The 10,828-nt window shown below is 63.5% G+C and carries 8 protein-coding genes and 2 pseudogenes; 5 read left to right on the top strand and 5 right to left on the bottom strand.

Annotated elements, in window-relative coordinates:
* Nucleotides 1-41: 41 nt before the first annotated feature.
* Nucleotides 42-715 (top strand): annotated as a pseudogene (locus BVER_RS34495) (sensor histidine kinase); the annotation flags it as partial.
* The gene (locus BVER_RS34490; RefSeq protein ID WP_369094842.1) at nucleotides 701-1,612 is read left to right on the top strand and encodes a response regulator; all 912 of its coding nucleotides are present in this window, start codon (nucleotides 701-703) and stop codon (nucleotides 1,610-1,612) included. The pseudogene BVER_RS34495 and the gene BVER_RS34490, both read left to right, overlap by 15 nt.
* 207 nt (nucleotides 1,613-1,819) lie before the next feature.
* Here BVER_RS34490 and BVER_RS24180 read toward each other — a convergent pair.
* The 5 genes and pseudogenes from BVER_RS24180 to BVER_RS24160 form a co-directional block, all read right to left on the bottom strand.
* Nucleotides 1,820-3,904: pseudogene (locus BVER_RS24180) on the bottom strand (site-specific recombinase).
* Between the two features lie 137 nt (nucleotides 3,905-4,041).
* A complete protein-coding gene (locus tag BVER_RS24175; RefSeq protein ID WP_050455437.1) occupies nucleotides 4,042-4,743 on the bottom strand; it encodes a PqiC family protein in 702 nt (233 codons plus the stop codon).
* Complete coding sequence (locus BVER_RS24170; protein ID WP_050455436.1) at nucleotides 4,740-6,425, bottom strand: PqiB family protein; 1,686 nt, start codon at nucleotides 6,423-6,425, stop codon at nucleotides 4,740-4,742. Before BVER_RS24170 ends, BVER_RS24175 begins: the two co-directional genes overlap by 4 nt.
* A complete protein-coding gene (locus tag BVER_RS24165; protein ID WP_050455435.1) occupies nucleotides 6,418-7,089 on the bottom strand; it encodes a paraquat-inducible protein A in 672 nt (223 codons plus the stop codon). Before BVER_RS24165 ends, BVER_RS24170 begins: the two co-directional genes overlap by 8 nt.
* Nucleotides 7,086-7,751 (bottom strand): paraquat-inducible protein A, encoded by a 666-nt coding sequence (locus BVER_RS24160; protein WP_050455434.1) that lies wholly within the window; start codon nucleotides 7,749-7,751, stop codon nucleotides 7,086-7,088. Before BVER_RS24160 ends, BVER_RS24165 begins: the two co-directional genes overlap by 4 nt.
* A 510-nt stretch (nucleotides 7,752-8,261) precedes the next feature.
* Between BVER_RS24160 and BVER_RS24155 the strand changes: the two genes are divergently transcribed.
* The 3 genes from BVER_RS24155 (at nucleotide 8,262) to BVER_RS24145 (ending at nucleotide 10,148) form a co-directional block, all read left to right on the top strand.
* A complete protein-coding gene (locus BVER_RS24155) occupies nucleotides 8,262-8,834 on the top strand; it encodes a cytochrome b (protein ID WP_050455433.1) in 573 nt (190 codons plus the stop codon).
* A gap of 115 nt (nucleotides 8,835-8,949) precedes the next feature.
* Complete coding sequence (locus BVER_RS24150) at nucleotides 8,950-9,507, top strand: YceI family protein (protein ID WP_050455432.1); 558 nt, start codon at nucleotides 8,950-8,952, stop codon at nucleotides 9,505-9,507.
* 62 nt (nucleotides 9,508-9,569) lie between these two features.
* A complete protein-coding gene (locus BVER_RS24145; protein ID WP_050455431.1) occupies nucleotides 9,570-10,148 on the top strand; it encodes a YceI family protein in 579 nt (192 codons plus the stop codon).
* Nucleotides 10,149-10,828 lie beyond the last annotated feature (680 nt).

The raw sequence follows: 10,828 nt of genomic DNA, 5'->3' as shown, positions 1-10,828 counted from the left end.
TGCGCGTGCAGATCGCGCGTCGCGTCGCCGCCGAACAGGCGATGCGCGCCGTGAAGGAGGAAGCCGAAACCGCCAACCGCGCCAAATCGACCTTTCTCGCGACCATGAGCCACGAAATCCGCACGCCGATGAACGCCATGCTCGGCCTGCTCGAACTCGAACTGCGCGCGCCCGGCGAGCGCGCCGCGACCGAGCGCGCGTTGACCACGGCGCACGACGCGGCGCGCGATCTGCTCGGCATGATCGACAATCTGCTCGATGTCGCGAAGATCGAAGCCGAGCGCCTCGTGCTCGCGCCCGCGCCGCTCGACATAACGGCGTGGATCGCGAGCGTCGCGGCGATTTACGAGCCTGCCGCGCGCGCGAAACATATCGCGCTGATCGTGCGCCGGCAGGGCGCGAGCGGTCCCGTCTGGCTGCTGGCCGACGCGCAGCGCTTGCGTCAGGTGGTCGGCAATCTGCTGTCGAACGCGATCAAGTTCACCGATTCCGGCGCGGTCACGCTGACCTGCGAGATCGCGCCGTCGGATGCGGGCAGGCGCTTGGTCACGCTGCTCGTCGCCGATACCGGCGTGGGTATTCCGCTCGAACGACAAGACAAGGCTTGCTGTTCACGCCGTTTTCGCAGGCGCACGGCGGCGGCGGCGCGCGCAAGTTCGGCGGCACCGGGTTGGGCCTGACGATCAGCAAGCGCCTCGTCATGATGATGGGCGGCGATATCGGCCTGATCAGCGCGCCGGGCGAAGGCACGCGAATCACCGTCTGCGTGAATTTGCCCGATGCGCCCGCGCCTACCGAACCCGCGACCGATTCACCGGTGACGATCGACGCGAATCGCCATTCGCCGCTGGCGGGCTTGCGCGTGCTGATCGTCGACGATCATCCGGCGAACCGCATCGTGCTCGACGGCCAGATCCGCAATCTCGGCGGCACGACGCGTCTCGCAGTCGACGGACACGCGGCGCTGCGGCTATGGCGCGAATCGCGCGATGAAATCGATGTCATCGTCACCGATTGCTCGATGCCCGTCATGAGCGGCGAGCAACTGGCGAGCGCGATCCGCGCCGACGAAGCCGCGTCGTCCGGGCGCGTGCCGATCATCGGCCTGACGGCGAACGCGCAACCCGATGCCGCCGCGCGCGCACTCGGCGCGGGCATGACGGCGTGCCTCGTCAAGCCGATCGGCCTCGACGCCTTGCGCGATGCGTTGCTCGCCGATGCCGCGCCGCATCGTCCTGACCAGGACAAAGCGAATGTCCAACTGCCGCCGTCCAGCGAAACCGCTCCCTTCGATCACGCATTGCTCGCCGCGTTCGGCGATCAGCGCGGCGCGCTCATCGACACGCTGAGGACCGCGAATGCTCAGGACATCGCGGAGGCGCGCGCGGCGTTCGAGGCGGGCGATCGCGTGCGTCTGGGCGAGCTCGCGCATCGCATGAAGGGTGCGGCGGCGGCGGTGATCGGCGCGACGCCTTTCATCGACAGTTGCGTGGCGCTTCAGCGCGCGTGCGATAGTAACGACGATCCGGCGAGCGCCTTCGATATGTTCATGACAGCCGCGACGACGCTCGAACGCGCGCTGGAATCGGCCGTCATGCATTACACCGCCTGAAAGGATTTGTGTGTCAGGAAAAGGCCATGCCAGAAAGCCTAAAGGCATCAGTTTCATCATCGAGTTTTCGCTGTTGTTTCGGAATGCGACGACGATCTTAACCGCCACGGGACGGCCATCGGCAAATTTGAGATGTCGCCGGGCCGGGTTGTCGTCTGAGGACAACATGAGACGCACGATGTCCCGGTGCCGTGACGACCAACGCTTTCAACGCTGCTTCGACGGAAACAGCACGCGCAGGGGATTCGCCAGCATTTTGCGCCCGACCGCGCGACGCAGCGTGCGCGCCTGTTCGGGGCGCATCTGACGCGAACGCATCGCGAGCGAGAGCGCCAGTCCGAAGCTGACGCCGACGTTCAGTACCGCCATCGACACGGTGCCGAGGATGGCGTTCCAGAACTCCGCCGTATGTAGCACGCCCGGCCCGATCACGCCGCTCGCCACCGCGATGAACCCCGATGACAGCGTCACATGCCGCGTGTCGAAGCTGAACGGCGTGAAGGTGGCGACCAGCGCGGGCGTCATGCCCATCATCAGGCCGAGCGACAGATTGCTGACGATGCCCGACAGATTCTTCCTGAAGAACGCCGCGATCCGCGTCGCGCCCGCCGCGTCGAAGGTGAGCCGCAAGCGCCAGTGATACGTCAGCACATCGCCCACGCGATGCAGCACTTACCAGTTGTCCGCCCATCCCGCGAGCAGGCTCGACGCCCACAGCAGCACGCCTATCAAAGCCGCGTAGACCGGCGTCATGCCGAACAGCGAAAACGATTCGAGCGTCCGATGCGCATGCGATGCCGTGACGATATTCGCGCCGATCAGATGCGCCGCGCACCATTGCGCCGCGAGACAGGCGGGCACCACCGCGACGATATTGCCGACGATCGCCGCCGTCTGCGTGCGAATCAGCGCGAGCACGGAGTCGACGTAGGCATCGACGCCCGCGGGCGTATCCGTGCGATCGAGCTCGCGCGCGATGGTCGGCGCGGTCATCGCCGGCTGCTTGGTGGCGAGCGTGAAATGCAGGAAGTGCATCAGCAGAAAGCTGGCGGCGTAGTTCAGACCGGCGAGGAAACCTTCCGTCATCGGCTCGAAATGCGCGCCGAGAATGGCGAATTTCACGCAGACGGTCGCCATCGTCACGAGGCCGCCGCCGAGCGCCATCCGCAGCATGCGCAGATATTCGCGCCGGTCGCGCGCGATGTAGTGCTCGCCCGTGTCGCCGTTGCTCTCGACGACCTTGCGCGCCAGCAGCGAAAAGTTGCTGCGCACCAGATGCACGACGCTCAGGCTCTGCTGATTGGCTTCGACCAGTTCGGCGACGAGCCGCGCCCGCGCGCGGATATCGTCGCTCGACAGCCACGCTTCGAGCAGACGCAGCGCTCGCGCGCATCGCGTATGCATGCGTTCGATCTGAAACACGCTGTCCACCGATACGCCGTGGCGCGCCAGATGCCCGTAAATGCCGCGCGCGGTGGCGGCGCATTCGTCCAGCATCAGGCGCAGCACGTTGAGTTCGCGTTGCAGGTGGCGCAGTGTCTCGGGCTCGTCGTTGCAGGCGCGCCAGCGATCATGCGCCGTTTCGACGGCGAGCAGCGCGCGTCGCAATTCGAAGAACGGCGCGAGCTTGTGGTTCGCAGGCTTGCCGTGTTCGGACAGGCGGTTGCGCACGAACCGCGACAGACCCGTCGAGCTGATCTGACACGTCAGCGTATGCAGCGCGGCGAGCAGATCGCGCGAGAAGCGATCCGCGCCGCGATGCGTCTGCGCGTCGAGGTCGAACACAATCAGCGCGCGCAGGCCGTGCAGCAGGTCGTCGGGGAGATCGGCGAGCCAGCGTGCATCGACGTGCGCGGGAAACATTAGCGTGACGAGGCCGCTCAGTTCGCTCGTGTTCGCGGCGGGCGGGATCAGCATGCCGTGCAGCCGGTCGATCACCGCGCCGAAGAATCCCGGCTGCGTCGGCATGCCGGATTCGCAGAGCAGGGAAATGCCGTCGCTTTCGCGCAGCGTCGTGCGGATCAGCCGCGCGACGTTCGACCGCCACGCGGGATTGCGCTCGAGCACGAGCAGCAGATAACGCAGCCGCGTGTGAATCGGATGATGCGCCGATGCTTCATCGCGCGCCGCCGCTCCGCCGCGATGCAGCCAGTGCGCCAGCTCGATGAGCCATTCGTTGCGTTCGGCGCGCGCCGCGCCGGGATGCGCGCCGGAGAGGAGGATATCGAGTTGCTGATTGGCGTTGCGGGAAGCACGCCACTTCGAGACGAGAAGGCGGAGAGTGCGAAACATGAAAGCCCGGAAGCGTTGCCGGAGTAATGCGGTCGGGGCTTTGGAGTGTCATATTCGAGATGCATCCGCGCAAGGGATGACCGCGCAACATGACATTTCACGCGTCCGCCTGTGCAGCGGACGCGTTTCGTGCAGCTTTATTGCGTGCTGGCGCTGTTATTCGCGTTTGTCATCGCGCTGGCTGCGGGACAAGGCAACGGCCGCGCAGCCGCGCCGTTCTTCGATTTCGCCGATGCCGCCGGCAACGTACCCACGCTGCGCACGCCCGCCGTGATCGCGCCGGCGATTTCATCGACGGCCTTGCGATGTCCGTCGACCAGCGCGTCGTAGCCCTTGGCGACCGGCTCGCGCGCCACCGTGCGGCAGGTCATCACGCTGTCCGAGCCGGTCGTGCGCACGCTCCATACGGCGTCGATCACCGCCTGCGCGCCCGGCCACGACTCGAAGCGCTGCACGCTCACCTTCACGCGATACACCGTCGCGCCCGGCGGATACGACGTGCCGTAGACATCGATCGAGCCGAGCCGTTGCGTGAGATCGCCCGACAGCGTGCGACGCACTTCGTCGGCGGGCAGCGAGGCCCAGCGTTCGTCTTCGAGCACCTTGACCTGCGCGGGGCTCGTCTGCACGACCAACTGATTGCGCGCGACCTGCTGCGGCATGTCGACGGGCGCGAGTTCGAAGTAGAACGGCACGTTCGACGACGACGCCTGCTGCGCGCCGCCGCCCGGACTCGCGGATGCGCCCGCGAGCGTATAGAAGTTGCTCGTCGGCGACGACGCGCACGCGGCCAGCAAGCCCGCCGCGCTCAAAACCGACATCAACGCGCCGAACCTCATGGCTTGTCTCCCTGTTTGCCGCGCAACAGCGATTCCGGATGACGCTCCAGATAATCCGCCAGCGCATTGAGCGATTGAAGTGTGCGCGTCAGTTCCTGCATCGCCTGACGCGTGTCCGACTGAATCGGCGAATCCGACGACAGCGTCGCCTGCGCCTGGCCGAAGGTCTTTCTCGCTTCCTCCAGCGTGCCGCGCATCTCCGGCAGCACTTCCTTGTCCATCTTGCCGAACAGCGCGTTGGCGTTTTTCAGCGAATCGTTCAGATTCGAGCCGATCTGGTCTAACGGAATCTTGTCGAGCTTGCGCGCGATGTCAGCGATCTGCAGTTGCAGTTCGTCGAGCGTGTTCGGCACCGTCGGCAGTTCGATCGGATCGCCTTCCGTGTTCACCTTGGCGGCGGGCGCTTTCGGGAAGAAGTCGAGCGCGACGTACAACTGGCTCGTCAGCAGATTGCCCGTGCGCAACTGGCCGCGCAGACCGCGTTTGACCAGAATCTGCAGGACGTTCTTGCGCTCTTCCGCCGTTTCGTCCGTGACGCCTTCCGCGCCGCGACGGCCGAGGCGATCCGGATACAGGTCGATCGTCACCGGCATCATCAGCGTGTGCGAGTTGCGGTCGTAGCGCACGCCGATGCCCGTCACCTGTCCGAGCACGATGCCGCGGAAGTCCACCGGCGCACCGACCGACAGCCCGCGCAGCGACTGGTTGAAGTTCATCACGACGCGCACCGCCGCGCCGTCCGGATCGCGCATCGCGTCGGCCTGATCGGAGCCGAGCTTGAACGTGGTGTTGTCCTTCGCCTGCGGGCCGGATTGCTGATTCGGCGGCGTCTGGAACGCCACGCCGCCGAGAATCACCGTCGCCAGCGACTGCGTGTTGAGCGTGAAGCCGCTCGAATCGAGCCGCAGATCGACGCCGCTCGCATGCCACCAGCGCGAGTTGGTGCCGACGTACTGATCGTACGGCGCGGTGACGAACACCTGCATCGTGACGCCGGTGCCGTCCTTGTCGAGCGAAAATGCTGTGACCTGTCCGACCTGCACGCGGCGGTAATACACCGGCGAGCCGATATCGAGCGAGCCGAGCGAATCGCCGTGCAACGTGAAGGTGTGGCCTTTCTGGTCGCCGGTGATCGCGGGCGGCGTTTCCAACCCGTTGAAGTGCGTGCGATCCTCGGTCGACTTGCCGATATCCACGCCGATATACGCGCCCGACAGAAGCGTCGACAGTCCCGACACGCCGCTCGCCGCCACGCGCGGACGCACGACCCAGAAGCGCGTGTCCTTCACGGCGAAGTCGGTCGCTTCTTTGGTGAGACGCACGTCCACGAGCACGCGCGAATGATCCTTTGTCAGCGTGATGCCCTGAACCGTGCCGATATCCACGTCCTTGAACTTGACCTTGGTCTTGCCCGGCTCGAGCCCTTCGGCGCTGACGAAACTGATCGTGACGGTCGGCCCGCGGCTCGACACCGTCTTGACGACCAGAAACACGCCGATCAGCGCGGCGACCAGCGGAATCACCCAGATGAGCGACGGCAGCCAGCGGCTGCGCGGCTCGATGACCGGTTCGGGCAGATTCGGCGGCAGGCCGCCGCCGCCGTTGCCGCTCTGGCCTCCGTTCCCGCCGGATTGCGGCGGATCGGTCGGGTTCGGCCCGTTCGGACCTTGGGCACTAGTCATGTTTCTTTCCTGACGGTTCTGTATCTATGTTGTCCCAGATGAGGCGCGGGTCGAACTGCATCGACGCGAGCATGGTCAGCACGACCACCGACGCGAAAGCCAGCGCGCCCGGCCCGGCGGTGATCACCGCGAGCGAATTGAAGCGCACCAGCGCCACCGTGAGCGTGATGACGAAGACATCGAGCATCGACCATCGGCCGATGCCTTCGACGATGCGGAACATCGTCGTGCGCTGACGCGGCTGCCACTTCGAGCGCCGCTGCACGCTGATCAGCAGAAAGCCGATCGATATCAGCTTGAGCATCGGCACCAGAATGCTGGCGATGAAGATCACCGCCGCGAGCGGAATATCGCCGTCGTTCCAGAACAGCGCGACGCCGCTCATGATGGTGTCGTCCTCGGAACCGAGAATCGACGCCGTATGCATGATCGGAAAGAGGTTCGCGGGAATGTAGAGGATCGCCGCGCTGATCAGAAGCGCCCATGTCCGCGCGATGCTGTCCGGATTGCGCCGATGCACGGTGGCATGGCAACGCGTGCAGCGCTGCTTTTCGATCGTGTGCGCGAGCGGCTGCACGAGCCCGCACGAGTGACACGAGACCAGATGCTCGCGCGATGCCGTCGTGATGCTGGCAGATTCGCGTTCGGAAGAGGGCGTGCTCATGGCTTGTGCCTCGCAGGTGAAACGACGCGTCGGGGCCGCTGTCCGCGCGGCGACATGCGGCTCGCGATATCCCACAGCGACACGGGATCGAAACTCACGACGACCGCGACCATCAACGTCAGCGCGCCGAAAGCGAACAGCGCGGCTTCGGGAATCACGCGCGCGACGCTGAACATCTTCACCAGCGTGACGAGCACGCCGAGCATGAAGACTTCGATCATTTCCCACGGACGGACGAACTGAATGGTGCGCAGCACGAGGTTGAAACCCGGCGGCACGTAACCGGCGCACAAGGGCATCAGCACATAGAGCAGCGCGAGCAGTTCGGCGAGCGGAAAAAGGATGGTGCAGCAGAACACCAGAACGGCGACGATCTTCATCTGCTCGCGCCACAACGCGACGATCGCGCCGATGAGCGTGGTTTGCGAAGTGATGCCGTTGGCATCCAGTTCGACGATGGGAAACGCCTGCGCGATCACGAAGGTGATGAGCGCGGCCAGGGTCATCGCGGTGATCTTGTCCAGATTCGACGCGATGCTGCGATACAGGACCGCGCCGCAACGCGCGCAGGTCGCCTTGCTGTGCCGTGGTAACGCGCGCTTCATATAGAGCGCGTCGCATTCGTGACACGCGATCAGCTCTTCCGATTCGTTCACGTTCATAGTTCGGTTGCCGGGCCTTTTCGTGCGGTTGGGTCTGGCGCCGCGAAGATCGGTTCGGAGCGACACAGCAAGAGGCGGGCCAAGAGAGGGGCCAAGTGGCGGGCCAGCGCGAATGGTAGCAGCATGGTATCAAACGACGAATAGCTGACGATTGGCCAACGGCGTCTCGCCGGATCGCGCGCCGCGCCGTGGTTCTGCGGAATAAAGGATTGCGGCGAATCGTTAAATTTTGTGGTCCGCTCAACAGGCCTTCGTCAGCGCCTTTATCGACCGTTGCATGGGCGGAATAGTTCGTTGCATAAATGCGGCGCAACGCGGTTTGTCAACGGGAAAGCCTTGTCCGGCAAGGCTTTCGGCGTTTTCGGCGGCGCTTTTGGCGCACGCAGGCAATTCACGATGGTTGATGTAGCATGGCGGCGCACGCATCGACGACACATCGGCTCTATGTCGACGACACGTTTCGGACGACTCGGCGATGCGAAGTAACACTCAACTCAGGACATCGGCATCATGGAAAGCGTAGGCATTACGTCGGCACGGCCGGCCGAACGATATAGCGCGACGGCGATCGGCCTGCACTGGATCATCGCGCTGCTGATCATCGGCGGGTTCTATCTCGGCTGGATCATGACGGACATTCCCGGCTTCACGCCGACCAAGCTGAAGTATTTCTCGTGGCACAAGTGGATCGGCGTGACCGTGTTCCTGCTGGCCGTGATCCGCCTGATCTGGCGCGCCACGCACAGCGCGCCGCCGACGCCCGCCGGCATGCCGCGCTGGCAGGTGGGCGCCGCGCACATGACGCATTTCCTGCTCTACGTGCTGATGATCGCGATTCCGGTGTCCGGCTATTTCTATAGCTCGGCGGCCAATGTCCAGGTTGTGTACCCCGGCGTGCTGCTGCCGACCATCATCGGACCGGACAAGGCGCTGAAGGCGATTCTGCGCACGGTGCACGTCGTGCACGTCGCGCTCAATTACACGCTGCTCGTGCTCGTCGTTCTGCATGTGCTGGCTGCGCTCAAGCATCATTTCGTCGATCGGGACGGCTTGCTCGGCCGCATGCTGCCGTTTCTCCGCTGAATCTTTCGATTGTTTCCTGGCCGTTGGCAGCACGTTTCCCACGGACCGATTGGTTCGCACGTTCTTTTGATTTCCAATACCGGTTTGCCGTTCGGACCGTAAAACAAAGGCGCACATGAAAGTGAAATTCAATCGTTGGATGCTGGCCGCATCGGCCGCGCTGCTCGTCGCGACGGGCGCACAGGCGCAAGTGGACATGAGCAAGAGCACGGTCACGGCCACCTCGAAGCAGATGAACGTGCCGACCGACGGCAAGTTCAACAAGTTCACCGCGCAGATCGCCTTCGATCCCGCGAAGCCCGCGGCGGGCAGCGCGAACCTGACGATCGACACCGGCAGCTACGATCTCGGCGACGACGACTACAACAAGCAGGTGCGCGGCGCCGAATGGTTCGATGCCGCCAAGTATCCGACCGCGACCTTCGTCTCCAGCGCGATCGCGCCGGCGGGCGGCAACAAGTTCAACGTGACCGGCAAGATCACCATCAAGGGCAAGTCGCAGACGGTCACGGTGCCCGTCACCGTCGCGCAGTCGGGCGCGACCGAAACCTTCGACGGCGCGCTGCCGATCAAGCGTTCGCAATTCGACGTCGGCACGGGCGAATGGAAGGACACGTCCATCGTCGCGGATGAAGTCGTCATCAAGTTTCATATCGTCGCCGCGAAGAAGTGAGCGGCGTTTCAACCTCGGTTTTCACCGTACCTTGTGCAGCAGATTTCAGACAGGAGAAGAACTTGAAAAAGCTTTCGATCATCGCAGCGGGCGCGCTCGCACTCGGCATGTCCTTCAGCGCGCTGGCCGCCGACACCTATAAGCTCGACCCGAACCACACGTATCCGAGCTTCGAGGCCGACCACTTCGGCGGCGTGTCGACGTGGCGCGGCAAGTTCAACAAGAGCAGCGGCGAAGTCGTGCTCGATCGCGCGGCGAAGACCGGCACGGTCAGCGTGTCGATCGATATCTCGTCGATCGATACGGGCAACGACAAGCTCAACGAACATCTGCAAAAGGCCGAATTCTTCGATGCCGCGAAGTATCCGACGGCGGAATACAAGGGCACGTCGATCAAGTTCGACGGCGACACGCCGACCGAAGTCACCGGCACGCTGACGATGCACGGCGTGACCAAGCCGCTGAACCTGAAGATCGAGCACTTCAAGTGCTTCATGAACCCGATGATGAAGAAGGAAGTGTGCGGCGTGGAAGCGACGACGACTTTCGATCGCGGCGATTTCGGCATGGACTACGGCAAGTCGTATGGCTTTAGCCTGAAGACGGTGCTGCATATTCAGGCTGAGGGTGTGAAGCAGTAAGGCATCGGTCTCATATGATCGATCGCTCGACAAGTCATGTTGACGAGCGATCGAAACATGGATCAAACCCTACGACCGCTTGGCCCCTCCGATTTTGGCATTCCCGCACTCATTAAGGCGGCGAGCGAACTAGTTGGGTCAACTCGGACAAAGAACTGAGGGGGATGAAATGTTGTCGATGCGTCCCGTAGTGCATTTAACGGGACGCCTTCCTTCATCTTCTTCGCGTCTTTGAGTTCAAGAATGAAGGCCGAACGGAGTCCCTCGCAGTAATCAAAGAACTCCGCTCTTGCTAATCCCAAGCACGAGCCGAATTTCTGCCAGATTTGATTGGGCGTCAAGATGTGCGTTGCTGCTACGACGGCCTGGCCGAGAACGCTGCCCACAGGACACTTCACGTAGATCCATACGACGGTGCCGTTGCTGACGTGCATTGCTCTTCGCCGCAACTCGACTCGCTTAGTTCCCGCAAATATATTGCTTGCGTGCCTTTCTTCCAACCAAATCAAGACTTGATCGTTTGACGTTATATTTTGCATGCTCGCTCGAGAATCTAGAGGGTAGCCACGTTCCCTCTCGGAAACGCGGCCCCCGAAGAACCGTACGTGCGAGTTTCCCCGCATACGGCTCGAGCACGGCACGAAGCATCTCACTGATGCCGGTTGCGCTTGTATCAGCAC

It is taken from the genome of Candidatus Burkholderia verschuerenii (assembly GCF_001189365.1).
In the GTDB taxonomy this organism is placed as follows: Bacteria; Pseudomonadota; Gammaproteobacteria; order Burkholderiales; family Burkholderiaceae; genus Caballeronia; species Caballeronia verschuerenii.
Note: the sequence above shows the minus strand (reverse complement) of the source record. Positions and strands in the feature narration are given on the sequence as shown.